At 53.3% G+C, this 23,886-nt stretch carries 20 protein-coding genes and 1 tRNA gene; 6 read left to right on the top strand and 15 right to left on the bottom strand.

Going from position 1 to position 23,886, the window contains the following annotated elements:
• The 5 genes from thiC to rpsB form a co-directional block, all read right to left on the bottom strand.
• The coding region (gene thiC / locus WC980_09355) for a phosphomethylpyrimidine synthase ThiC (protein ID MFA5795251.1) at positions 1-1,022 on the bottom strand (1,022 nt) is incomplete at its 3' end.
• Positions 1,019-1,561, bottom strand: a complete 543-nt coding sequence (frr, locus tag WC980_09350; GenBank protein MFA5795250.1) for a ribosome recycling factor — start codon at positions 1,559-1,561, stop codon at positions 1,019-1,021. The genes thiC and frr, both read right to left, overlap by 4 nt.
• A 31-nt stretch (positions 1,562-1,592) precedes the next feature.
• A complete protein-coding gene (pyrH, locus tag WC980_09345) occupies positions 1,593-2,306 on the bottom strand; it encodes a UMP kinase (protein ID MFA5795249.1) in 714 nt (237 codons plus the stop codon).
• Positions 2,306-2,908, bottom strand: a complete 603-nt coding sequence (gene tsf, locus WC980_09340; protein MFA5795248.1) for a translation elongation factor Ts — start codon at positions 2,906-2,908, stop codon at positions 2,306-2,308. Before tsf ends, pyrH begins: the two co-directional genes overlap by 1 nt.
• Before the next feature lie 52 nt (positions 2,909-2,960).
• Positions 2,961-3,743: a 30S ribosomal protein S2 gene (gene rpsB / locus WC980_09335; protein ID MFA5795247.1), complete on the bottom strand. Its 783-nt coding sequence runs from the start codon at positions 3,741-3,743 to the stop codon at positions 2,961-2,963.
• 129 nt (positions 3,744-3,872) lie between these two features.
• Between rpsB and WC980_09330 the strand changes: the two genes are divergently transcribed.
• From WC980_09330 to WC980_09305, 6 genes are all read left to right on the top strand, one after another.
• A tRNA-Gly gene (locus tag WC980_09330) sits at positions 3,873-3,944 on the top strand.
• 85 nt (positions 3,945-4,029) lie between these two features.
• Positions 4,030-4,572 carry a M23 family metallopeptidase gene (locus tag WC980_09325; protein ID MFA5795246.1) on the top strand — a complete coding sequence of 181 codons (543 nt, stop codon included), beginning with the start codon at positions 4,030-4,032 and terminating at the stop codon, positions 4,570-4,572.
• A gap of 3 nt (positions 4,573-4,575) precedes the next feature.
• A complete protein-coding gene (locus tag WC980_09320) occupies positions 4,576-4,815 on the top strand; it encodes a zinc ribbon domain-containing protein (protein ID MFA5795245.1) in 240 nt (79 codons plus the stop codon).
• A gap of 10 nt (positions 4,816-4,825) precedes the next feature.
• A complete protein-coding gene (locus tag WC980_09315; GenBank protein ID MFA5795244.1) occupies positions 4,826-5,296 on the top strand; it encodes an HIT domain-containing protein in 471 nt (156 codons plus the stop codon).
• Positions 5,297-5,323: 27 nt separating this feature from the next.
• Positions 5,324-6,526 carry a redoxin domain-containing protein gene (locus WC980_09310; GenBank protein MFA5795243.1) on the top strand — a complete coding sequence of 401 codons (1,203 nt, stop codon included), beginning with the start codon at positions 5,324-5,326 and terminating at the stop codon, positions 6,524-6,526.
• Positions 6,527-6,692: 166 nt separating this feature from the next.
• On the top strand, positions 6,693-9,518 hold the full coding sequence (locus WC980_09305; protein MFA5795242.1) for an O-antigen ligase family protein: 2,826 nt from the start codon (positions 6,693-6,695) through the stop codon (positions 9,516-9,518).
• Between the two features lie 1,072 nt (positions 9,519-10,590).
• Here the strand turns inward: WC980_09305 and WC980_09300 are convergent.
• The 10 genes from WC980_09300 to WC980_09255 form a co-directional block, all read right to left on the bottom strand.
• Entirely contained in the window at positions 10,591-10,911 is a 321-nt protein-coding gene (locus WC980_09300) for a DsrE family protein (protein MFA5795241.1), read from the bottom strand.
• Positions 10,912-10,924: 13 nt separating this feature from the next.
• Positions 10,925-13,987, bottom strand: coding sequence for an efflux RND transporter permease subunit (locus tag WC980_09295; GenBank protein ID MFA5795240.1), 3,063 nt, complete (start codon positions 13,985-13,987; stop codon positions 10,925-10,927).
• On the bottom strand, positions 13,984-15,363 hold the full coding sequence (locus WC980_09290; protein ID MFA5795239.1) for a TolC family protein: 1,380 nt from the start codon (positions 15,361-15,363) through the stop codon (positions 13,984-13,986). Before WC980_09290 ends, WC980_09295 begins: the two co-directional genes overlap by 4 nt.
• Positions 15,360-15,701, bottom strand: a complete 342-nt coding sequence (locus WC980_09285) for a metalloregulator ArsR/SmtB family transcription factor (protein MFA5795238.1) — start codon at positions 15,699-15,701, stop codon at positions 15,360-15,362. Before WC980_09285 ends, WC980_09290 begins: the two co-directional genes overlap by 4 nt.
• A 192-nt stretch (positions 15,702-15,893) precedes the next feature.
• Positions 15,894-16,352 carry a hypothetical protein gene (locus tag WC980_09280; protein ID MFA5795237.1) on the bottom strand — a complete coding sequence of 153 codons (459 nt, stop codon included), beginning with the start codon at positions 16,350-16,352 and terminating at the stop codon, positions 15,894-15,896.
• Between the two features lie 81 nt (positions 16,353-16,433).
• The gene (locus WC980_09275; protein ID MFA5795236.1) at positions 16,434-18,503 is read right to left on the bottom strand and encodes a hypothetical protein; all 2,070 of its coding nucleotides are present in this window, start codon (positions 18,501-18,503) and stop codon (positions 16,434-16,436) included.
• Positions 18,504-18,580: 77 nt separating this feature from the next.
• Positions 18,581-20,134: a sulfite exporter TauE/SafE family protein gene (locus WC980_09270; protein MFA5795235.1), complete on the bottom strand. Its 1,554-nt coding sequence runs from the start codon at positions 20,132-20,134 to the stop codon at positions 18,581-18,583.
• A gap of 8 nt (positions 20,135-20,142) precedes the next feature.
• Positions 20,143-21,441, bottom strand: a complete 1,299-nt coding sequence (locus tag WC980_09265) for a 4Fe-4S binding protein (GenBank protein ID MFA5795234.1) — start codon at positions 21,439-21,441, stop codon at positions 20,143-20,145.
• Positions 21,441-21,980, bottom strand: coding sequence for a hypothetical protein (locus WC980_09260; GenBank protein MFA5795233.1), 540 nt, complete (start codon positions 21,978-21,980; stop codon positions 21,441-21,443). Before WC980_09260 ends, WC980_09265 begins: the two co-directional genes overlap by 1 nt.
• A 12-nt stretch (positions 21,981-21,992) precedes the next feature.
• Positions 21,993-23,876 carry a HEAT repeat domain-containing protein gene (locus tag WC980_09255; protein MFA5795232.1) on the bottom strand — a complete coding sequence of 628 codons (1,884 nt, stop codon included), beginning with the start codon at positions 23,874-23,876 and terminating at the stop codon, positions 21,993-21,995.
• Positions 23,877-23,886: the final 10 nt, after the last annotated feature.

Here is a 23,886-nt window from a genome sequence, read left to right as displayed (position 1 = left end):
ATCGGCGTCACGTAACAGATAAAGTCCGCACCGGCCCATCCGGCTAAGGCGGCGCCTATGGCTGAAGTTATATGGTCATAACCCGGAGCATTGTCAACAACCAACGGCCCGAGCACGTAAAAAGGCGCACCATCGCACAATTCCTTTTGCAGTTTTACCTGGGCCTGAATCTGATCAAGCGGCACATGACCCGGACCTTCAATCATGACCTGAACTCCGGCCGCACGGGCCCGTCGGGCCAATCCGGCCAGAACCATCAGCTCATGAACCTGAGCCCGGTCAAATGCATCAGCCAGCGCACCAGGCCTGAGTCCGTCACCCAAGCTCAACGTCGCATCGTACGCTTTGGTAAGATCCAGTAAACGGTCAAATTCAGCATAGAGCGGATTTTCAGACTGGTGCAACCTCATCCACTCGGTCAGCATAGTACCACCCCGGCTAACCATGCCGCCGACCCGGCCGTCTTCGGACAAGTCTTTAACCACATCACGAGTCACGCCACAGTGAACCGTTATAAAATCAACGCCTGATTTAAGATGCGCTTCAACCGCGTCAAATATATCGTCCGCGGTCATTTTGCCTAGCAGGTCCTTTCGGTCTTTGTTTGATGCCCGTCTTACCACCGCTTCGTAAACCGGCACGGTACCGACCGGTATTCGACTAGACCTGATCACGGATTCCCTAATCTTCTTAAGATCCCCGCCGGTTGAAAGATCCATAACCGTATCGGCGCCGGATTCCTCGGATGCTTTAAGCTTCTTTATTTCCGCCTTCTCGTCAATGCCATGCGAAGACGTGCCGATATTAGCGTTTACTTTGGTGCGCAGGCCTTCACCAACACCGCAGATTATCCTTTGAGGAATGTTTGATTTTCCGGTCCAACGAAGATTATTGGAAAGAAGAACGATATGCCCCTCTTTTATTTTATCCCTGATATAAGACGGCGCCACCGACTCGATTTTAGCTACCGCTTCCATCTGAGCCGTAATCTTGCTGGCATTGGCCATCTGCAGCTGTGTCATACTTCCATTATTTCCTTGGTCTTCTTGCTTAACAACTCGTCAATCTGCTTCTCGTACTTATCGGTAAGCTTCTGGAGGTCTTCCTTCAATCTAAACTTATCATCCTCGGTAAGAGTCTTCTTCTTTTCTTCCTCTTCAACCTGATGAAGAGCTTCGCGCCTGACATTTCGTACGCTAATCTTAGTTTTCTCCGAAGCATCCTTAGCCATCTTACCCAGCTGTTTCCGGCGATCCTCGCTCAGGTGCGGGATGGCTAACCGGATCATCTTCCCGTCATTGGCCGGGGTAATCCCGATATCTGACTTAAGGATGGCTTTCTCCACAGTCTGGAGAACCGAGGCGTCATACGGTTTTATTATTACCAACCGCGCCTCAGGAATAGAAATATTGGCCAGTTGCTTCAGCGGCGTCGGCGCGCCGTAATAATCAACCCGGATATTCTCGACTAGCGCCGGAGTCGCCCGGCCGCTGCGGATGCCCTTAAAGTCGTTACTCATCACTTCGATAGCCTTGGCCATCTTCTGCTCATTGCTTTGCATAATCTGCTGAGAGACCATAAAAATGCTCCTATCAGGAAATAATCGTGCCGACGTTATCACCCCTGATGGCCTGAACGATATTCCCCTTTTTCTTAAGGTTAAATACTATCACCGGTATCTTGGTTTCCATGCACATGGTCACCGCGGTGGAATCCATAACCTGTAACTTGCTCTTTATAACCTGCATGTAATTAAGATGAGTATATTTCCTGGCTGACTTATTGATGTTAGGGTCGGCCGAATAAACCCCGTCAACCTTAGTGGCTTTGAGAAGTGCCTGGGCATTAATCTCGATTGACCTGAGCGCCGCAGCCGTATCCGTGGTGAAATGCGGATTGCCGGTGCCGGCCGCCAGAATGACCACCCGCCCCTTTTCCAGATGGCGGATGCACTTGCGGCGGATAAAAGGTTCGGCCACCGCTTCCATCGGGATAGCCGTCATCAATCTGGTTTGAGCGCCCTTCTTTTCAAGAATATCCTGAAGGGCCAGAGCGTTGACGACCGTGGCTACCATGCCCATATAATCAGCCGTGGCGATGTTAATGCCTAACTTCTCGAATTGCTTGCCCCGGACGATATTGCCGCCGCCCACAACCACGGCCAACTGGGTGCCCAACTGGGCCGCGGCCTTGATCTCATCCGCTATGAATCCGGAAACACCGACATCAATACCACCGACGTTGGGCCGGCAAAAGCTCTCGCCGCTGATCTTAAGAACAACCCGCTGGTATTTGACTTTTTGCATTATTCGTATTTGCCAAGTTCAAAGCGGACAAAACGTTTAACAACAATATTTTCCCCGAACTGCGAAATGCAGTTCTTAACAAGGTCGATTATCTTTATCTTATCGTCCTTGACGTAAGGCTGCTCCAAAAGACATTTCTGGTTATAGAAAAGCTTTTCCAATTTCCCTTCGACTATCTTCTCCACCATTTGCGGCGGCTTGCCTTTCATTTCCTGGGCGTAGAACTCACGCTCCTTCTGGAGCATCTCCTGGGATAAATCCTCGCGGGAAACAACCACCGGCGACATGGCCGTGATCTGCAGGCAAAGCTCTTTTATCATTTCCTGGAACTTCTCGTTCTTGGCCACGAAATCAGATTCACAGGCGACTTCAATCAGGACTCCGATTTTACCGTTAGCGTGGATATAAGACCCGATATATCCTGATTTGGTAACCCGGTCTTTTTTCTTATCGGCATTGACCAAGCCCTTCCTTTTAAGCCACTCAGAAGCCTTGGTCACATCGCCTTTGCACTCGCGCAAAGCGTTATTGCATTCCATGATACCGGCGCCGGTTTTATCCCTCAGTTCTTTGACATCTTTTGTGCTGATATTCTCTGGCATGATATCCTCTCATTCTTTCTAATACTCAAACTCAATCCCGCACCCTGTGAATTTAGCCTTTTGCTTTTTCCGGCTTAGCAGCGGTATGGGCCTTGGCAATCACCTTGACCGCCTTTACCGGTGCGTTCTTGCCTTCCAACGGCTTGACTTCCATCTTGCTCTTGGCCTCAATGATGGCGTTAGCCAGGTAGGATATGACTATCTGAATGCTCCTGGTGCCGTCGTCATTTATCGGAATAGCCAGCGTCACATCAGAAGGATCGCCGTCGGTATCTATCAGGCAGATTGACGGGATACCTATCTTCTGAGCCTCCTTGATGGCCAGCTTGCTCTTCTTATAATCAACGGCTACCAGCACGGCCGGCAGCCTGGTTATATTCCGGATACCGCCCAGATTAATCCTAAGCCTTTCCAGCTCACGGCGGAATACGACCTGTTCTTTCTTCTTATAAAGCGATAAAGTGCCGTCCGTCGCTTTCTTCTCCATCTCAAACAGCTTCCTGATCTGCAGCCTGATGGTATCGAAATTAGTAAGCGTTCCGCCGATCCAGCGGTCGCTGGCGTAATGCATCCCGCAACGGGTGGCTTCGCTTTTTACGATATGCTGGGCCTGGCGCTTGATTCCAACAATAATGGCCTCGCCGCCCTTCTGGACTATCCGTTTCAACAGATGCGCCGCATTGACCATGCCCTTGACGGTCTCGCGCACGTCGATGATATGAATCCGCTTCTTGGAACCGTAAATATATTGCTTCATCTTGGGGTTCCACAGGCTTACTTTATGCCCAAAATGCGCCCCGCTTTCCACTAAATCCTTCAATAAGACATCAGTCATTGTTTCCTCCTATACTAATTATTAGAAATCGGTTAAATACCAACCTATTGACTATATGAAAATTATATTTCCTGTCAACAAATTATTGACAAATGGGCGCTGATTACATATTCTGGCCTGGTGGAACAGGCGGGCGTAATTCAGCGGTAGAATGCTAGCTTCCCAAGCTGGTCGCCGTGGGTTCGAATCCCATCGCCCGCTCTCTTTACTGCCGGTTTGAACGAAGTGAATTACCGGCAGTTAGATCCTGATGGCGCCGATGGCGCAGAAGGATCGGAAAGAAATTATGCGTAATATCCGTATGTTGACCGTTGCAATATCCATCCTGGTGCTGACCGGTTGCGCCACCGTTCCCCGCCTGCCCGGCGATGAGGAAGCGCGCCTGAACAGCGAACTCGAATCCATCATCAGCACCAAACCGGCCAGCGCCAACCCGGACGATACCGAAATCAAGATTCCCGAAAACCTGGTCTCGGAATCCGGATTCATCTGGCCCATAAAGAATACGGTACTGAACAACATGGGCACGGGCGGCATCAACATCAAGGCCAAGGCCGGCGAGCCGGTCAAGGCCGTCAAAAGCGGCGTGGTCAGTTTCGTCTCCGAGCGTTTTGAGGGCTACGGCAAAATCATCAATATCAAACACACGGACGGTTTCGTCTCGGTCTACGCCTATAACTCGGAAATACTGGTCCAGCTAAACCAGGTAGTCAAGCAGGGAGACATCATCGCCAAGGCCGGACAGACCGGCCGGGCTGAAACGCCCGAACTGCACTTCCGGCTGTTTCACAATGAACAACCGGTCAACCCCATGAGCTATCTGCCATAATATATGCCATTATACGAATTTGAATGCGCCAAGTGCAAGAAGATATTCGAGTTGCTCATCCGCTCGCCGGCCGATGAAAAGAACCTGGCCTGCCCGCACTGCAAAAACCATAAGGTGACCAAGCAATTATCAAGCTTCAGGATGGGCGGTTCGGGTGATTCGTCTGCGGTACCGTCCTCAGGCGGACACGGCAAGTCCTCCTGCGGTTCCTGCGGCTCGGGCAGTTGTTCGTCTTGCGGATAAGGAGTCAGATATGAAACACCTCTGGGCGCCCTGGCGCAGCGGCTACATCAACGTCAAACCGGCGCACCGCACCCGCTGTTTCCTGTGCGATGCCATCAAGAAAACGGACAAGAAGAATCTAGTCATCAAGAAAGGCAAGCTGGCCTTCGTCATAATGAACAAGTTCCCTTATAACGCCGGGCACCTGCTCATCTGCCCCATCGCCCATAAGCCCGACATCGACAACCTTACCCCGGCCGAAATCAGCGAGATGATGGCGCTGACCGTGGAGATGAAAAAACGGATAAAGAAATGCATGAAGCCGGACGGGTTCAACATCGGCATCAACATCGGGGCCGACGCCGGCGCCGGGCTGCTCTCGCACGTGCATATCCACCTGGTGCCCCGCTGGCAGGGCGACACCAACTTCATGCCCGCCCTCTCCGGACACAAGGTCATCTCGCGCTCGCTGGAAAAGGTGTGCGCCGAGTTAAAGAAATAGTATTACGCTGATTAGAGAGGAAATTATATGAAGAAACTGCTGGTAGCCGCGCTATTGGCCGTGTGTTTCATCGCCGCTATGGTTCAGGCCGAAGACGCCAAGCCGAACATCGACCCCAAGGCCGACGCCATCCTCAAGAAGATGTTCCAGACCTACCGTGAGCTGAAATCATACCAGGGCACGGCCACGGTGCAAATAACCCAGGAGCAGTCCGGCCAGAAGCGCACCGACAAGGTAACCAACAACGCCATCATCAGCCGCCCCAATATGGTCCGGCTGACCCGGGCCAACGATTCGGGCCGGACCGAGTTCGTCTCGGACGGCAAGACGCTCCTGAAATACATCTCCGATTACGGCCAGTATACGGTCGAGCCCGCGCCGGCCCAGATAAATATGAGCGACATCAAGCAGTGGGCCAGCCTGGACCCGTCCGTGGAGCATATCTTTACCGAGAACTACTACGGCGAATTTATCAAAGTGACCAAATCGCTCAGGTACTCCGGCACCGACAAGATTGACGGCAAGGAATTAGACGTCATCGAGGTCGAAGACCAAATCGAGAAATCGCCCGAGGCCTGGGACCGAGTGACCGCCCGCATCTGGCTGGGCAAGGAAGACAGCCTGCTGCACCGTTACCTGACCAATATGCTTAAAGATACGACCGACAGCAACGGCCGTCCAATCAGCCAGCGCGTGACCATAGACATCACCTATTCAAACCGCCAGGTCAACCAACCCATAGCGGCTAACGCGTTCGCCTTCAGCCCACCCAAGGACGCCAAGCTGGTCAAGGAGTTTAAAAAGGAAGAAGGCGGCGACCTGGTCGGCCAGCCGGCTCCGGACCTAGCGCTGGTCTCGCTCGAAGGCGCCAAGGTATCGCTCAAGGATTACCGGGGCAAGGTCGTCCTGCTGGATTTCTGGGCCACCTGGTGCCCGCCCTGCCGCAAAGAACTGCCCCATATCCAGAAACTTAACGACGAGCTCAAGGCCAAAGGCCTGGCCGTATTCGGCGTCAATAACGAACCGCCCGAGAAACCCATCCAGTTCGTTAAGGAGAACAAATATTCGTTCACCACCTTAACCGACGACGGCTCGGCCTGCCGGAGCTACCGTATCACGGCCTTCCCGACACTGGTTATCATCGACAAGGAAGGCAAGGTGCGCGAATACCTGGTCGGCTACCAGGAAGAATCGGTGCTCAGGTCCAAAATAGAGGCGCTCCTGAAATAAACAACAAGAATACCTTTACCACGAAAGCTCGAAAGGGAAAAATAAGGAAAAGGAATAAGATAGTTAGGAAAAAAAAAGACTATTAGAATACCACGAAAACACTAAATTAAGAAGACTCTAAACTTCGTGTTTTTGTTATTTCGTGCCTTCGTGGTAATATTAATTTATGTCTAAGGTCGGCTTATTCTGCGACAAGGTCATCGAGGCCTGCTGGCTGCTGGCCCTGATAATCGCTCCGCTCTTCTTTAACTACCATTCTAACACCGTATTCGACCCGGACAAAAGCACCCTGATCCGCTCCATCGCCGTGATTATGCTGGCGGCCTACGCCATCAGGCGGGCCGAGTCCGGCCCCGGCGACTCCGCCTGGCGCGGTTTCATCCCCGTCACGGCCATATTGCTCTTCGCCAGCTACCTGTTTTCCAGCATCATCGGCGTGGCCTTCCATACCAGCTGGTGGGGAAGCTACTCACGCGGACAGGGAACCTACACCCTGCTGGGCTATTTCGTCGTATTCATCATTACCCTGTCATCGCTCAAGTCCGCCGAACAAATAAAACGCATCATCACCGCCGTGCTCCTGACCAGCATCCCCATAATATTATACGGCTTCGCCCAGAAGCTCAAGCTCGACCCGCTCACCTGGGACACCGACTTCTCGCGCCGTATCGGCTCGACCCTGGGCAACCCCATCTTCCTGGGCTCTTACCTGATTATGGTCATCCCCGTGACAATAGCCAGTCTGCTCTACGAGTTCAGACTACCCATCCGAGCCAGGCATATCGTCCTGGCCGCATTATTGGTCCTGCAAATGCTCAGCCTGTGGCTGACCCAGAGCCGCGGCCCGTTCCTGGGCCTGATGACCGGGCTGTTCTTCTTTATCACCTTAAGCGCCGCCGTCTACGGCCGGAAATGGCTGGCCTATGTTACCTATGCCGGAGCCGGTCTGCTGGTCGGGTTCCTGCTGTTGCTCAACGTGCCCAACTCGCCGCTGTCCGGCATCAAGCCGATGTTCGGCCGGTTCGGCCAGATATTCGAATCCAAAGAGCCGGCCGCCAAAGTCAGGCTGCTCATCTGGGAAGGCGTCACCAATATGGCCAGGTCCGACACCAACCGGGCGCTGGTCGGCTACGGGCCGGAGAATATGTTCATTCCCTACCACAAATATGCTCCGCCCGAGCTGGTGCGCAGCGAGCATAAGATAGCCTTCCCTGACCGGGCGCATAACGAGCTCTTCGACACGCTCATCACCAACGGGCTCATAGGCGCAACGCTCTACCTGCTCCTCTTCGCCGGGATTATCTTCTGGTTCTTCCGGTATCTCAAACTGGTTGCGTCCAAGCCCCAGTCACTGATTCTGATAATCTTACTGGCCCTGGGCGGACTGAGCGGGCTGGCCATCCCGCACCTGGTCCAAGGCTCGTTCATCTATTCCTCCATCGGCGTACCCATCGGACTGGTCATGGGCGCCGTGCTCTACCTTTTCTATTATTTAGTTAGCCGCAGAGGCACTGAGCACACGGAGATCATAGATAATAAACTCTCAGTACCTATTTGGCAAATCGGGATTTTCAGCGCTATCATCGGCCACTTCGTCGAGACACAGTTCGGCATCGACCTGACCGCCTCGCGGACATATTTCTGGATATTCCTGGCCGTCCTAATTCGGAATGTAGAATTCGGAATGCAGAATGAACAAACTCCGCAAGAAAAAAGCAGCAATATTAATCCATCATTCAGCACCCATAATTCAATTTATCCCGAGTATTCCCGAGGGACATTCATCATTATTCTGGTCCTGATTCTCTCCCTCTTCGCCTTTGACCTGTTCTTCTTCCAGTACTCGGTTGAGACCTCCGGCCCGATAACCCGGGCGATTGTACTGCTCGGCCTGAGCTGGCTGGCGTTGGCTACGGTCTGGTATTTCACGATCGGAGCCAAGCTGGGCTCGATTATCACGGCCGCCATCGGCGCGGCTGTCGGCGCCGGCATATTCGTATTCATACTCTTCTCGTTCCTGCCGCCGTTCAATTCGCCCATAGACACCATCACCTTCCTGAGCGTCTGGCTCCTGATAGGCATCATCACCCTGGCCTGGGCGCTGCCGGGACAAACATCCGGCGCAACATTCATAAAGTCGTCCACGATTGGCATCTCTGTCGTCGGCATCCTGGCCGGGCTGATATTCATATTCTATACCAACATCGACCCCATCCGGGGCAACATCCTCTATAAGATAGGCGTGTCGCACGAGAAGTCCCGGCAATGGGACACGGTCCTTTACCACTACCAGGAGGCGGTCAAGCATTCGATGGACAACAGCTACTACGCCGCGTCCATCGCCCGGGTCTACCTGGAAAAATACTACATCGAAAAAGACGCCCGCAAGCGGGCCGAACTGCTGGCCGAATGCAACAAGTACCTGATGAAGTCCATCGAATACGAACGGCTCAGCCCCACCCGCAACGCCAACATCGGCAGGTTCTACCGGGTCTGGGCGCAGGCGGCAAACAATCCGGCCGAGCGGCAGGAGCGCTACGACCAATCGCACAAGTATTACTGGGCCGCCTGCAAGCTCAGCCCGCACAACCCCTCGCTGATGAACGAATGGGGCGAGACCTATTACGAACAGCGCGACCTGGCCAATGCCATCGAGCGATACCAGGCGGCCGCCCGGATAGACCCCGAATTCTCCGAGACCTTCGCCCATCTGGGCGACATCTACCTAGACCAGGGTAAAATCAACGAAGCGGTGGAAAACTATTATAAGGCCGCTTTAGTGCACAAGAGCGGGCAGGAAGTAATGCGCGACCCCAACCAGGAGCTAATGTTCGAGCGCACCAACCAGATGCTCGTAAAGTATAAGCCCAACGACTATCTGGGCTATTATAACCTGATGAACTTCTACAGGTTAAAAGGCCGGCTCAAAGAGGCCGCGGATATGGCAACCAAGGTCAAGCAGTTAGCGCCGGATGTGCCGCTTCCGAAGTAGAACCCCATCCACTACCATCTTATTATCACTTATTTTTTTGATGGTAGTATGGGTTTTCGATACACCCGCTACCGGTTTTCGATACGCTCAATCCCCGTTTTCGATATCACCTATCCCCATTTTAGATATCACCTATCCCCGTTTTCGATACACCTAGCCCCGGTTTTCGATACGCCCAATCCCCATTTTCGACACACCCACTACCGGTTTTCGATACACCCTATCCCCGTTTTCGATACACCTATTACCCGTTTTCGATACACCCTATCCCCGTTTTAGATATCACCTATCCCCGTTTCCGATATCATCTATCCCCGTTTTCGATATGCCTAGTCCCGGTTTCCGATACACCCTATCCCCGTTTCCGATATCATCTATCCCCGTTTTCGATATGCCTAGTCCCAGTTTTCGATACACCTAATACCAGTTTACAACATATCCTATAGGGATTATCGATACTGCTTATAGGTATTACCCAGATGTCCCATAGTAGTCATCCACACCCCTTACAGGGGTTATTGATATCGCCTATGGGAATTATTAGTACTCACTATAGCAGTAATTCACACACCTCATAGAGGTTATCTATACCGCCTATGGGAATTACTGACACCACCTATGGGAGTTATCCATACTCTATATAGGGGTTATAGATATAGGAAGTAGAGGTTAGGGGGGAGGGGGGTAGGTATCTCCCCCCCCCTCTATCTCGAATTAAATAAGGATTTGAGCGGAAACCGAGAAAAGTACGGCCTGGAAGGGGCCTGGTTAGTGCGTTACCGGGGATGGGATGTGTCCCTAGCGTTCACGGGGATATTACCTATACTACGGGGGGATATTACCTATACTACCGGGGGTAGTTACCTATACTAGGCGGGGAGGTTACCTATACTACCCGGAGAGGTTGCCTATACTACCGGGGGAAGTTACCCATACTACCCGGGGAAGGTATGGGAATGGGGGAATATTAATATTTCTCGAAGTGTTGATGGTGGAATAACATGCGAGCCGGTAGGCTCTGGTCTCTGCCTGTGCGCCGCAGGCAGGTGTCTCGCTTGACCGTCGAAATAAATCAGAAAGTCACGACCTTGTCGCTCTCTTTGACAATCTCGTACATATCCTTCATGGTCGACATCGGGCACATTTCCGAGCTTTCCTGCTCCCGGGATTTGATGCACGTTCCGCAGGCGAAAACCTTGCCGCCTGATTTGATGATTTTAGCGGCTTGCTCGATGTTGTTGAATTTGTCGGTGCTGACCTTCTGGTATTCGACTCCTTTACCCATAAGGAATACCCTGACTTCATCCTTCTGCCCGATGCAATAGTTGGCGTATCTCAGCGCATTCCAGCAGGTCTCGGCATCATTACTCGAAATTACCACTCCTATTTTCATAGCCTCTCCTTTTCTAATGTTTATGAAGCGTCAGGTAAACTGCCGGAATCACAAAAAGCGTCAGCACCATACCGAACCCCAGGCCGCCGATGATGACTATGGCTAATGGCTGGAGCATTTCCAGTCCTTCGCCCCAGCCCAAGACAATCGGCAACAGCCCGACTATGGTGGTCAGGTTAGTCATAAGAATCGGGCGCAACCTTATGGGCGGCGCCTCTAAGACCGCGTCGTGAATGTTCCGCCCCTGCTCCCGGCGCAGGATATTGATGTATTCGACCAGGATGATGGCGTTGTTGACGACTATGCCAACCAGCAGAATCAGCCCTAAAAAGGCCGTGGCCCCGAAGGTGGTTCCGGTGGCGGCCATAAAAACAGCCGCGCCTATCAGGGTCAGCGGCAGGGTAATCATTATGACCAGCGGGTCTATCAAGGATTCGTACTGGACGGCCATGACCACAAAGACCAGGAATATGGCCAGGATAATGACGATGATTAGCTGATTGTTGGACTGGCTGATGGATTCTGCTTCGCCGCCGTAGTTTATGGTGTATCCCTGGGGCAGTGTTAAGGCGCCGAGCCGGGACTTGACATCACTGGTTATCAGGCCGACGTTTCTGCCGGTGGCGTCTCCGGTTATTTCCACCAGCCGGACCTGGTTTTCCCGGTCTATCTGGACCGGACCTTCGGATATTTCCACCCGGCCTATTTCTTTCAGCCGTATCTCGGCTTTATTGGGCGGATACAAGATGATATTTTCGACCGTGTCTTTGCTGTTCAAGGCCAGCGGGTTGACCAGTAGCCGAATATCGTAATCAACGTTCAACTCTTTGTCCGTGAATTGGGTGTTAACCGCGCCATCCACCGCCGCTTTGAGCATCTCCGAGACATTATTAGCGGTCAGGCCGAAATAACTCATCTTTTCCCGGTCCAATATTATATGCAGTTCCGGCTTGGATAAATCTATCGATATATCCAGGTTGCTTAATCCGGCGACATCCTTTATCTTGTCCTGGATGTCCCTGGCGATGCCGTATAGTTTATCAAGGTTATAGCCTTTGACCCGGACGTCGATATCCGAGGTCGAGGTGGTTCTTATCCCTTTGAGGGGCGTGCGCATCACCTTGATTTTCGCCTTGGGAATGGATTGGTCCTTTATTTTCTTCTGCAGTTTCTTGACGAATTCGTTGGTGGCTAAGGGGCGTTTGGCCTTAGGCAGAAGCTGGATTTGCAGTTCAGACTCGTTGGCCTTTTCGTAGATGTTCTTGCGGTACCAATACCCGCCGGCCTGAGTATAGAATTTCTCCACGCCGGGCATGGACTTAATCAGCTCTTCTATTTTTTTGGTGACCTGGTTGGTCTTTTCCAGGGCCGTGCCGATGGGCATCTTGAGCTTGACCGTGACCTTGCCGTCATCCATGGGCGGCAGGAACTCGCGGCCAATGCGTCCGATCAGGAACAGGCTGAACGCCAGCATCATCAGGACAGAGCCAAACAATATTACCCGGTGTTTCAATGCGCTCTGGAGCAGCCGTTTATAAAATATCGTCAGACCGTCGAGAAATCGCATGGACAGGGTCTGGGCGGCATTGGGGTTTATGGGTTTGATGAGGTGGGCCGAGAGCGCCGGCACGACCGTCAGGCTGACCAATAATGAGATGACAAAAGCCACGGTAATGGTGATGACAAAATCCCTGAAGAGCAGTGCGGATAGCCCGGTTATCAGGAAAAAGGGGACGATGGCCGCGACGTTGGTGAGGGTGGATGCGGCCAGGGCGCTGATCACCTCGCGGCTGCCGGACCGGGCGCCCTCTTTGGGGTCGTCCGAGTCTTTCTGGTGCCTGGTGATATTCTCAAGCATGACGATGGCATTGTCCACCAGCATGCCGACGGCCAGGACCAATCCTCCCAACGAGAATATGTTGAGCGTCAGGTCGAAGAACCCCATCAGGATGAATGTGCCCAGGATGCTGACCGGCACGGCGATGCCGATAATCAAAGTCCTTTTTATGTCGTGCAGGAAAAACCATATGGCGAGAATGGCCAATATGCTGCCTATGATGGCCGAAGAGCTGACGTTATTGATGGAGTTGACGATGTAATAGGCCTGGCTTGAGGCCACGGCGTAGTTTATGTCGTCGGGGATGATCTTCTTTCTTTTGAGCTCTTTGGCCTTTTTCTCTATGCCCGATACTATCCTGACGGTGTTGGCATTGGGCTGTTTGAAGAAGCTCATCAGCACGCAGGGCTGGTTGTTGAACCTGGTCAGCACCCGTTGTTCTTCGTAAGAATCGGTCACTTCGGCGACATCGGCCACCTTTATCAGCCACCCTTCACGGTTAGCCACGATGGTATTTTTAATCTCTTCCATATTATTGAACTTGGCTAAAAGCCTAACGGTGTATTCCTTTTCGCCGGCGGTTATCCGGCCGGTGGGTAATTCTATATTCCCAGCTTTGAGCGCGGCCAATACCTGATCGGTGGAAATCTCGTAGCGCTGGATTTTCTCCTGGTTGAATACGATTTGTATTTCCCGTATTTTCCCGCCGCTGGTGACGATCGAGCCCAGGCCGGTGATGCCCAGAAAATAATTGCTTAAATCATTCTCCACCCATTGACGCAGGTATCTTTCGTCCCTGGTTTCGGAGAAGACCGCCACGTCCACAATAGGCAGGTTCGAAGGGTCGGCCTTGAAAATCTTGGGTTCGTCAGCGTCTTTGGGCAGTTCTTTCTTTATCAGGTCCAGCTTTGCCCGGGTATCCTGGAGGGCGATATCCATATCCTTGCCGAACTCGAACGAAACCTCTAACGAAGTATTGCCCTCGATGGAGTTGGAAATGACCATGACCGCGTCTTCCGTGGTGGCGACGCTGGCCTCGACCTTCTTGGTGATGTTCTCTTCGACTTCTTCGGGGCTGGCGCCTTTCCAGTCAATCACAATCCTGACCATCGGATAGGTTATCCGGGGCAGGAGGTCGACCGAAATCGTGCTCAGGAAGAAAAGTCCCAATATCACCACCGTTAATGTAAGCACCAAGACGCCGATGGGCCTTTTTATGGACAGATCACTTATGTTCATTTGGTTTTACCTAAAAGCCGTTCGAGCGCGGCCTGGGATAAATACATCGACAATACCGCCTGGGCGTGATTCGACCGGGCCGTGGCGTAGGACTGGTAGGCATCCAGAACGTCCAGGCTGGTCACGGTGTTGTCTTTATACCTTTGTTCGAAGATGTCCAGGCTCTTGCTGGACTTGCTCAAACTGTCATATGCAATCCGGGCCCTTTGCCGGCTTGATTGGTAGTCAAGGAAAGCGCTTTTGACTTCGAGTGATACTTTTTGCTCCGTGAACTCCTTGGTCGCGTTTATTTCTTCCAGATAGGCGTTGGCCTGTTTGACCTTGGAATTAACACGCCCCCAATCCCAAAGCGGCAGGTTCATTACCAGCCCGAAACTCCAAGTATCCCTTTCGGGCGGGAGCGTCGCCCATTCGTAGCCGTACGAACCGCGCAACTTGACTTGCGGGAAATACTCGCTCCGGGCCAGGCTGACCGATTCCTGAGCCCTTTTCAGCTCCTGCTCCAGCTTAAAAAGGTCGGGATTATTGCCTGCGTTCAAATCCATATTCTCCTGGCTTGGGTCGCCGGGTAATTGCCGGGACATATCAATAGCCTGTATTTCCATCTGCGTTTGCCCGCCGGGGTTCAAACCCATGGCATTGAGCAGGAGTTCTTTTAGTATCCTGACGTTGGTTTGGGCATTGATTAATTCCTGCTCGGCGTTGTTAACTTGCACTTCAATCCGCAGGAGCACTTCTTCCCGGGGCGTTTTCATCCGCTGGTTGAGCTCTTTGGCGATTTCCCAGAAAGCGTTCAGCTTGGCCGATAAATCCTGCCGGATGGCAACCATTTCTTCGGCCACGGATAATTTATAATAGACCGATTTGACGCCGTGAATCACTTCGAGTTCGGTGCCGCGATAATCCTCTCGGGCGCCGTTTATCGAGTACCTAGCCTGTTCCTTTTCGGCCGTGATTCTGCCGCCGGTGAATATCGGGGATTCAATGTTCAGGCTGACCTGGTAATCATTGTTCGAATCGCCCAGGAATTGCCTTTTGACCGGCGAGACGTAGGATAAACGGTCGTAACTCGTGGATAGACTTAATACCGGGTAATCCAACGCCTTTGCTGAATTGTACGATTCTTGACGCTGTTTGATTTTGGTCTGGTATATTTTCAATTTGGGATGGTTCTCCAGGGCGATTCTCAGGCAATCATCCAATGTCAATTTTCCACGGGCTATGCCGCCACGGACGGAACTAGGCATCGGGGCCGACTTGGGATTTGAGTTCAAGGACTTGTAATCCGGTCCGGTGACCGGCTGGCTGGCGCAGCCGAAATAGCTCATGGCCAAGAGCCAGGAAAACGTCACCGCGAATATTCTATTGGCGCTCATTTTATTTTAGACATCGTGCATCGTTGCATCTTGACATTTTTAAATGGGGCTATAGGTTTTCCAATCAGTTTCCCGATGCTGGAACGCCATTTAGACAGCGTACCGGTTCTAATGCGATAATGGACGTAATAACCGCGTTTTTCCGCTTCTATCAAACCGGCTTCTTTGAGAATGCGGAGATGCTGCGATACCGCCCCTGCCGATATTCCGAATTGCGATGAGATAGCGCCGACGCACAGACAACGTCCCATCAGCACCTGAATAATACGCACCCGCTTGTCGACCGAGAGGGCTTTGCATATTTTCGTGATTTCCTGGATGCCCGAAGCTTTATTCATGTATTTTAGTATCCACTAAAATACTAAATAAGTCAAGAAAATTATTGCTTTAAAAATAATCGTTGGGGCTGGAAACAGAGCCTACCGGCCTCCTGGAGCGTAAGCCTCCCTTTAGGGATAAGGACACCACATTTTCTTTCCCTTTATTTGAGCGGGTTCCAAGGCACTGTTTTCTTAAGCAAGCTGCTATGTTTAGTATACATACACCGGCAGAGTTATATCCTTGGTAGCGCCGGGAGCGCCGGCGGGCGTGATGGTGCTGTAATCCATAAAGCTTAAAGTCACCGAGAGCCGGTGCCGGACGCCTTTCAACTTATACCCGGACATCAGTTCGACCTTCTTGACGCCGTCATCCCTGATATCCGCCAGATTGACCGTAATGGACAGTTTCTTGGTCATAACCGCATCATCGCCCTGGGCCAGGAACCCGTTGATGACCACGATGCCATATTTAAGATTTTCTGAATAGTTTATCAAAGGCGCGGAGTCAAGCCAGAGCCGGTACTCTTCGGTCAGCCCGGACGGGTCGCTGTAGGCCGATAGGCCCGGCTGGTTGGTGATATAGCCCGCCACCGGAACATCATCCACCTTCCGGCACGAAGACATCATCACCCCTATCGCGACGATAATTATAATATTAACTATCTTCATATTATCCGCATTAATACGCATAATCAGCGGTTAAAATTATCCCACTCCGCCTAACGGCTTCGGGGATAAGTCCCAGTAAGCTCACTTCGTTCGCACTGGCACTAAATCATAGCTATAATACGCCTGTAATGTCATCACCGCAAAGGCGGTGGAATAGACCCGTCCGCCGACGTTGGCCCAGGGCCCGTCCGGGTCCCAGGAGCCGTCCCAGTCGCCGCCCTGCCGCTGGTGCTTCAATAACAACGACTGCATCGTCCGGTTCCAGGACTGCCATTCGGGTCCGTTAGATTCGCTACTCTCACTACAAGTCATCGCCAGCAACCCCAGCGTGGCGTAATACCAGTACCACTCGTTGAGAATATCGCCCCGGATGAACTGGCTGGCCCACATATCGGACGGCAGTTGGTACATCGGCCGCCAGACCGGCGGATGGCCTTTAAGGAATTCGCGCGCCTTTGACTGGACATCCTTAAGCTCGGTTTGGTCATAAGGCGATATCAAAAACCGGGCGACGATGCCGCTAGCGGTGCTGTCGAACCCGCCGTAGCAGACCGGTATGGGACAGATATGCAGAATCCGGCCGGTCTTCGGGTCGGTCAGGGTCTTGATATATTTTTTAGCCCGTGTCAGGTCGTCCGGCGAGACCATCAGGTCGGTTTCACCGGCCATCCTCAGGGCGAAGATATAAAATATGCTCGGGCCGATGTCGGTCGGCTCCAGGTAGAACGACCAGCCGAACTCGGGCAGGACATATTCTCTCGAGTGGTCGAGCGCCTGCTGGGCGTAGGGTTTCAACGCCGAGTCACCGGTCATGGCGTATAATTCCACCAGCGCCATGGTGCCGATGTTGTGGTTGTAACGCCGGACCAGCACGCCGTGGTCATCGCCGCTCCGAAGACAGCGTTTGTCGTGGACGTGGTCCTTGGCCAGGTTGATGCATCCGGCCTTGTCCTGGCAGTAAATCAGGTAGTTCATACCCTTTTCCACGGCATCGTGATGCGGGCCGTAGCGGTGAGTATTACCCGATGCCATTAATGCCAACAGAGCCAGTCCGGTCACGGACGGGTCGAGCAGTTCGTCCTCGTCAAAGGTAAACCCGGGCAGTGACAGGTTGCCGTGGCTGGGGTTATGACGGGCACAGCTCCAGGAGCCGTTGTCTTCCTGGTTCCGGACCAACCAGTCGAGCCCCTTGGCCACGGCCTGCTCGGTCTGGAGCAAGGCGCCGCGGGCGCGCAAGGCCTTTTCCTTGGCCTCGTTCATCCGCAACCCCAGGATGGGCGGCAGTTTAGCATAGGTGAATGCCGTGCCGGATATTGCGAGCCAGCTGGTGGCCGGTTTTATCTGGGTCCGCGCCCAGGCCTTGTCGGCAATAACGTCGCGGCTGTCGGACGAATCGGGCTGGAGCCGTTCCAGGTATTTATCAGCCCGGAGCCGGCCCAGAATCCTGGCGGACAGCGCCCGGATGAGCATGGAGTTATGGCTTAACCCGGCATCGGCCAGGTATTCAAGCGTCTGCGGGCCGGATTTCTCGACCAGCAGTTCTTCGATGGTCCATAGCACGGTCAGGTTGTCCTCGAACCGGTAACGTTCCAGCAACCGGTTGAGTATATCCTGGTTGGCGATGAACCTGATTAAGACATAGACAGCCCCCTCGCGCACCTGGGGATAGTCCGAATCATCCAGCGCCCGGAACAGCATAGGAAAGATGCCGTTGTCCTTATCTATCCGCTGGGGTGTGTGCCGGGGCGAAATATAGTTGCTGACGGCTTCAAGCACGGCCAGGCGCACCTCGACGAAGGAATCGGTCAATGACTTGAACAGCGGGATGATTACCTGCCGGTAATACTCGTCACCCTTGAGGTCGGCCCCGGCCAAAGCGCCGGCAGCAATCAGGCGGATGTTGTTGTTGGGAAAAACCAGCGCCTCGGACTGCAAGAACCTGACCACGGCTGTGTCGGTAAACAGGGACAGCGATTGGATGATGGCCGGCTGGAGCTCTCGGTCGTCGGCCGCGGTCAGGAGCAGCCGCGCGCCGGTGATGTTGTTAAGCCTGCCTATTTCCTGCACGGCCTCTTGGCGGGTTTTGATGTCCTTGGCTGACAGCTTCTGAATCAGGGCGTCCGTGTTCTGATCAGCGTAAATATTTGCCACTGAGACGTTTATACTGAGCGTAGCGAATGTACAGAGAACACAGAGAATACCGCAGATTTTAGAAAGCTTGAACATATTTAAGGCATTGCCTGGAGATTGATTATTATTATGCCGGCATCAATAAAGGTCTTGAAAACGATGGCCAAGCCGATAACGGTAATTATTATCGGGCTGATGATGCCAAGAATCTTGATTACCTTGCTTCCGGCCGAGAAGCGATTGACCAGGGACGAACCGGTGACCATCAGGATGCCGATGGCAATCAGCACCGCGGCCAGGCCCAGGCTGAAGGCGCCGATGAGTACCAGTCCCCATACTGTCTTCTTGAAGTTAACGGCCAGCAGGAGTATGAATATGGCGGTCGGGCAAGGAACCAACCCACCGCTGATGCCCAGGCCGATAAGATGTTTGAGCTTTATTTTCTCTCCGGTAATCGGCTGAGGCAAACTATGTTCGTGCGAATGTTCGGTATGCTCATGCTCGTTATCATGGTCATGACCGTGTTCATGTTCGTGGTCATGTCCATGATGATGCCCATCGCCCTTGCCGAAGGCACGCGACACGAATATCCACACGCCCAGGATGACGATAATCAGGCCGGATACGACGCCCAGGTAGGTGCTCAGTGCAGCCTGATGGACATAGCTGGATGCGCCCAGGGCAATCACACCGGCCACTACTACGGTAAATATGTGGGTAAAGGTGACAATCAGGCCCAGGAGTATGGCCTGCCAGACCGTGCCGCGGGAGCCGATGAGGTAGGCGGCCACCAGGGTCTTGCCGTGTCCGGGCGCCAGGGCGTGCCCGGCCCCGTAGATGAATGCGGCCGCCAGCGCGCCCAGGATTATCAGGAAGGTCAGGTCGCCTGACAGCAGGCCTTCGACCTTGAGGTTCTGCTGGCTGGACGGCTTGACCGGGGTCATATTAAAAGCAAAAGGCGACGGCGCCCCGGCCGGCTTGTCCAGCAGGGAAAATGCGAACTTGGCCCAGCTGGATTCGTAGGGCTTGAGATAGATGCCGCTGCTCAGGCCCAGGCAGTGCCGGTAGTCTTCGGGCGTCCAGTTGATGCCAATCCATTCGTCCTGGTTAACATAAACCTTGGTAAGCACCTTCTTGTCCATGACATTGCCGATGAAGAAGGTCAGGTTGTGCTCCTGCGCCTTGGTTATGGGGTGGGTTGTGAACGCAGAGCGCCATCCCGCTGTAGCGGGTAATGTCTCGAAATCGAGCACGAACTCCAGCCCGATTTTTATGGGCACGGCCGCGTCTTTGCTTTCGTCCACCGTGATGGTGCCAGGCTTCCATTGCTTGAACGGCAGGTTACGCGCCTCGTCGATGGTCAGCGAGAAGGCCGAGTTGGCCACCTTCTGACGGATGACTTCGAGATAGGCCAGTTTCTCATCATCGGTTATCTCGCCATCCTTGTCGACATCAATGATGGGTAAGTAGTTGACGGCCTCTAGGTTGCCGATGGCAATCCAATAATCGATGAATATCAGGTCCTGCCAGACGCTGAGCTGGACGCTGTTGGTGATGCCCTGAACCTGGCGGTCGGAGATGTCGTGCGCCTGGGCCAGCCCGCCGGCCAGCAGCATCAAGACCATGAGCAAACCGAGCAGTCTATACTTCATATTTCTATTCATAGTAAAATCCAATGGAAATATCCAGCAATTAAAGCAAATATCAGCAGAACCAGGATACCGGGCACTTTTATGCGCATCCTCAATGCCAGCCAGAGAGTGGCAACTATGCCCAGCCCTATCAATGCGGTGTTGATTGACCAGAGCGTGGCCGGCGCCATTAGCGGTGCGGGCAGATGCCCGGCCGTACCGAAGAGGTTCCAGCGCAGACCAAAGGGGTCGGATATCAGCGCCACTATCTCGGATGCCCTAAGGTCGACCAGCTTCATGGTATTGGCCAGATGGAAGAACAAGGTCAACGGAATGACGGCGTAAACGCCACGCCGGAATCCGTAGTTGGCAATGATAAATAGTATGATGCCCAGGAGAACGCTCAGGCTGAATATCAGCGATATGCCCACGTTAAAACCGAGCCACTGCCCCATCTGCACGGTGATGGCCTGGTAGCGCGGGCTGAGCGACACGGCTCCGAAGAGCGTCATTGACAGGAGCAGGACAATCATCCATATTTCGCTCCGATTGCGGGCCAGCGGGAATTCCGCGTTCCGGCTCAGGCCGGACAGCTCGCTGAATGGCGAACGGACATTGACGGCGATATTATTGTTGGGACAGGTCCGGATGCACTCGGTGCAGAGGATGCAATAAAGGCTGGTATCCATATTGCCCGGATATTCAAAGACCGGGCAGGCATAGCCGCGGGCATTACCCTTGATGCAGTCCTTGGTAGCACATTTTTGGCAAACATCCTTGTCGGCGCTGCGCAGTTCCAGCGGAGCCAGCATACTGTAAACGCCGGACACGGCGCCGACCGGGCAGACATAGCGGCAGAACGACTGGCGCTCTAACAGCAAGGCCGAGATAACGGTCGCTATCAGGATTATCAGGGCGATGTAGGCGGTCAGGCGCGGGCTGTCGGTCATATTGAAGACATACTCCAGCCCGATGATGGCGCCGAGCAATATCGAGGCTATCCAGATATTGCGCAGCGGGCTGAACCATTTAAGGTTGAGCGAAAAGACCTGGGCCGAGACTCCCCATAATCTCAGCCGCCGGAGCCAGAGGGCCATAGTGTTCCAGGGACAGACCAGGCACCAGCTCTTGCCGCTGACGAGTATCATCAGAGTGATGAAGACCATCCAGCCCAGTCCGGTCAGCCAGGTATTGATGTTACGATAAACGTTGCCGAACAGTCCGCTGATGATAATCAGAAGCAGGAATCCAACAAAGACAAGCTGGAAGATAAATATCAGATAAGGACTGATAATCATCCGCTTTAGCCGGTTACCTAAGATATTCATCAGGTTATTTCTCCGCGTCTCATCTTAACTGCCACTATGGTTGCCAGCAAGACCAGACCAATCACTATCAGGAAAGTTATGCTCGGCGCCGGCGAACCGAGCTGGATATCGGTCTGGAGCCATTGGGCCGGAGTGCCTGAACCACCAACCGGTTCATAAGACACCTTGAGCCGTCCTTTGAGCGGACGGTCATACGAATACCGCAGGTAAAAGATGCCGGTATCGTCAGGCTCCAGAAAACTGCTGAAGACCGGCTTGCCGTCCGCATCCTCGATGACCACCGCCCTCTTGCCGAATATCGGGCGCTTAAGATTGTCCTCAAGATATAACATCAGGTCAACCGTATCCGGCGCCCGGTCCAGAATAGTCACGAAAAGGCTGTAATCCTTATAAATAGCGTTGAGGCTGGTATGCGGCAGATGCGCGTTGGCGGCAATTAGTTCCTTCTGGATGCCGGTAAGCCCGGCGTGGTGCGCCGAGGCATCAGGCGGGTAAAGTCCCAGGACAAGCAGGAACAGCCAATATCGGAACCATTTCATTAAAAATACTTATCACCACGTCGGAATCGGCAGAAGATGGTCGATTATCCAGGTAAATATGTCGGTATTATTGTCGGCCAGCCATTGGGTCACCAGCGGTATGGAGTTCTTTTCCATAAGCAGTCCGATGCCAACCACGGCGTTGGCCTTGGCGTTGGTATCGCCTTCTTTATAGGCCTCCACAAAGGCCTGGGCCGCTTCCTTGTCAGCCAGCAGGCCGAGCGTATGCAATGAATATTGTCTCAAGGTGTCGCTCTGCCCTTTGACCGAATGCTTGACCAGTTGATCCAGCACTTCCTTGCGTTTGCCGAGCATGGACAGCGATACGGCCATATTGGAATAGGCCACAGCGCTGACGTTTTTGTCGACCCGGTCCCAGAGCGGTTGGATTGATGCCACGGCCTTTTCGTCGCCGATCATGCCCAGGGCCAGTATGGCATAAGGCGCCAGTATCGGGTCGTCGGGTGTGGTCTTAAGCAGATCCATCAGCAACGGCACGGCTTCCTTGTCTTTCAGCAGACCATAAGCCATTATGGCCGCGCCCTTGACGGCGCGCGGTTTCCGCTTTTCCTCGAGCATTTTGCGCAATTCCGGTTTTATCTTAGATTCACCCAGGATGCCCAGGGCAATTATGGTCAAGCCCTGTCCATCGCGCTTGCAATTACCAAAGCATTTAAGAATGTTGTCTGACACCATCTTCTGGCTGTGCGCCTTATCGGGATATTTCAGGGTTGACTCGGCCAGGGCCAGGGCCGCCATGCCCCGGATGACCTCGTCCTTGTCCTGAAGCATATTAAGCAGCTCATCCTTGGCCTTGGGTTCTTCCATCAAACCCAGGGCAATGGCCACTGATGTGCGCACTCCCCTGTCCTTATCGCCGGCGGACTTCTTCAGCTCCTGGAAGGCATCCTTGGAGCCGATGTGTCCCAGGGCCAAAGCCGCGTAGGAACGGATGCGGGTATCTGATTTCAGCTCGCCGCTCAGGTAAGCAGCCAGAGTCTTGACGGCAGAATTATCCTTAAGCAATCCCAACGCGTAGGCGGCGGCGCAAACAACGTCTGCCTGTTTGCGGTATTCCTTTTCGTTGATGGTTTCATTCAGAGCCTTGAGCGAACCCGGCTCGTTGATATAGGCCAGGCCGACCGCGGCGTGGCTCCGGACGATTTCCTGTGTTTTCTTGTCAGTAAGCTTGCCGGCAAGGAAATCCACCGCAGACGGGTCTCTTATCCAACCCAGGCTAACCAGTGTATAATTCTTGACCAGCGGGTGCTCGGTATCGTTAAACGCCTTCTGAAGTAAAGGTATCGCCTCGGGGTCGCCGCAACGGCCCAAAGCCAGGGCGGCATTCCAAACCAGGGTATAATCCCTTTCGTTAAGGGCTGATTTTAATATTTCTAAAAGTTCCTTGTATATGGGCAGTATGATGACTGACCTGCTGCCCTCCGACTCCTTGACAGTAACCCACGTAATCGGCTGTCTGAAGTTGAGGAATTTGTCGCGGTTAAGCGTCCACCATACCTCCCAGGGTTCGACCATGCCGGCCAGAGTCATAATCTGGCCATCGGAGTTGGCTAAGGTGCGCAGGCTGGTGATGCGCGGCTGTAATCCGCTGCCTAAAGGCGGCCGGACGGCGCTGATGGCAGTCGGCGTGGCTTCAGTCGAGGATTCTTGTTTAGGCTCTTCCTTCTTGGGCTCGGCGGCCACCTCGGGCGTCTTTTTAGGCTCTTCCTTCTTAGTCTCAGTAGTATCGTTATTAGGTTGGGCCGGTTCAGGATTGGCTTGCGAGCGCCGGAAAAACATCGAACCCGGGCAGGAGCCGAAGATAAAGCTGTCGGTCAGGAATAGAATGGCCAGGACAATTGCACCAACACTAACCAGGATTTGAAATCGCTTCATTAGACCCTCC

Source organism: Candidatus Brocadiia bacterium, assembly GCA_041658285.1.
GTDB lineage: Bacteria > Planctomycetota > MHYJ01 > JACQXL01 > JACQXL01 > JBBAAP01.
Note: the sequence above shows the minus strand (reverse complement) of the source record. Positions and strands in the feature narration are given on the sequence as shown.

Excerpts from the sequence above, each read along its gene's own strand:
- frr (MFA5795250.1), bottom strand. The coding sequence starts at position 1,561 with ATGCAAAGCAATGAGCAGAAGATGGCCAAGGCTATCGAAGTGATGAGT.
- pyrH (MFA5795249.1), bottom strand. The coding sequence starts at position 2,306 with ATGCAAAAAGTCAAATACCAGCGGGTTGTTCTTAAGATCAGCGGCGAG.
- tsf (MFA5795248.1), bottom strand. The coding sequence starts at position 2,908 with ATGCCAGAGAATATCAGCACAAAAGATGTCAAAGAACTGAGGGATAAA.
- rpsB (MFA5795247.1), bottom strand. The coding sequence starts at position 3,743 with ATGACTGATGTCTTATTGAAGGATTTAGTGGAAAGCGGGGCGCATTTT.
- WC980_09325 (MFA5795246.1), top strand. The coding sequence starts at position 4,030 with ATGCGTAATATCCGTATGTTGACCGTTGCAATATCCATCCTGGTGCTG.
- WC980_09320 (MFA5795245.1), top strand. The coding sequence starts at position 4,576 with ATGCCATTATACGAATTTGAATGCGCCAAGTGCAAGAAGATATTCGAG.
- WC980_09315 (MFA5795244.1), top strand. The coding sequence starts at position 4,826 with ATGAAACACCTCTGGGCGCCCTGGCGCAGCGGCTACATCAACGTCAAA.
- WC980_09310 (MFA5795243.1), top strand. The coding sequence starts at position 5,324 with ATGAAGAAACTGCTGGTAGCCGCGCTATTGGCCGTGTGTTTCATCGCC.
- WC980_09305 (MFA5795242.1), top strand. The coding sequence starts at position 6,693 with ATGTCTAAGGTCGGCTTATTCTGCGACAAGGTCATCGAGGCCTGCTGG.
- WC980_09300 (MFA5795241.1), bottom strand. The coding sequence starts at position 10,911 with ATGAAAATAGGAGTGGTAATTTCGAGTAATGATGCCGAGACCTGCTGG.
- WC980_09295 (MFA5795240.1), bottom strand. The coding sequence starts at position 13,987 with ATGAACATAAGTGATCTGTCCATAAAAAGGCCCATCGGCGTCTTGGTG.
- WC980_09290 (MFA5795239.1), bottom strand. The coding sequence starts at position 15,363 with ATGAGCGCCAATAGAATATTCGCGGTGACGTTTTCCTGGCTCTTGGCC.
- WC980_09285 (MFA5795238.1), bottom strand. The coding sequence starts at position 15,701 with ATGAATAAAGCTTCGGGCATCCAGGAAATCACGAAAATATGCAAAGCC.
- WC980_09280 (MFA5795237.1), bottom strand. The coding sequence starts at position 16,352 with ATGAAGATAGTTAATATTATAATTATCGTCGCGATAGGGGTGATGATG.
- WC980_09270 (MFA5795235.1), bottom strand. The coding sequence starts at position 20,134 with ATGAAGTATAGACTGCTCGGTTTGCTCATGGTCTTGATGCTGCTGGCC.
- WC980_09265 (MFA5795234.1), bottom strand. The coding sequence starts at position 21,441 with ATGAATATCTTAGGTAACCGGCTAAAGCGGATGATTATCAGTCCTTAT.
- WC980_09260 (MFA5795233.1), bottom strand. The coding sequence starts at position 21,980 with ATGAAATGGTTCCGATATTGGCTGTTCCTGCTTGTCCTGGGACTTTAC.
- WC980_09255 (MFA5795232.1), bottom strand. The coding sequence starts at position 23,876 with ATGAAGCGATTTCAAATCCTGGTTAGTGTTGGTGCAATTGTCCTGGCC.